The sequence below is a fragment of the Streptomyces sp. P17 genome (assembly GCF_032436805.1).
Taxonomy (GTDB): Bacteria; Actinomycetota; Actinomycetes; order Streptomycetales; family Streptomycetaceae; genus Streptomyces.
In genome coordinates this window covers 1-498 of the sequence record NZ_JAVRBF010000306.1, presented here as the reverse complement: position 1 = coordinate 498, position 498 = coordinate 1, and the positions used below count along the sequence as shown (strand labels likewise).

The window sequence follows — 498 nt, the reverse complement described above, 5'->3', positions numbered from 1 at the left end:
TGCTATTACGCGATGGAGACCCCCTGTGCGGTTCGGTGCTTTGTGATAAAAGACTTGAGTGCGTCAAATCGTTGAGTCTTTGTAATATAGACAAGTTCCCTCCACTATGGGTTTGTACCCCTTCAACAACAAATGCTTTTTATCATTTTCCTGAAAGTCTGGTAATGGGTTGACTTCCATAGGTCGTTGACTCTGTATCAGCGCTATCATTGGCGAATGCACCTTTCTAGTTTCAATAAAAACCTCCCCTGTTTCCTCATCGTAATATTTCACTATCGCTTGAGGGTGTGTCCTCACGTTGGTGATTTTGTAGGCCGAGGTTGAGTTCATTAATCGATCCATGTTTTTTGCGGCTTGCCAAGGTGGAGTGTTGGCATCAAATCGCTGCAACATGCTTAACGCTTGCTCGGTGGAGAGTTTCTTGATGCTTTTTTGTTGTTCGCACCAAGAGAAATCAATCCTCGTGCTGGTGTCTGAGTGAACTACATCGTTTATATG

At 44.0% G+C, this 498-nt stretch carries 1 protein-coding gene; it reads right to left on the bottom strand.

Annotated elements, in window-relative coordinates:
- Nucleotides 1-63: 63 nt before the first annotated feature.
- Nucleotides 64-498: DNA replication terminus site-binding protein (locus RMT89_RS41005; RefSeq protein ID WP_315888843.1), on the bottom strand; the 435-nt coding region annotated here is incomplete at its 5' end.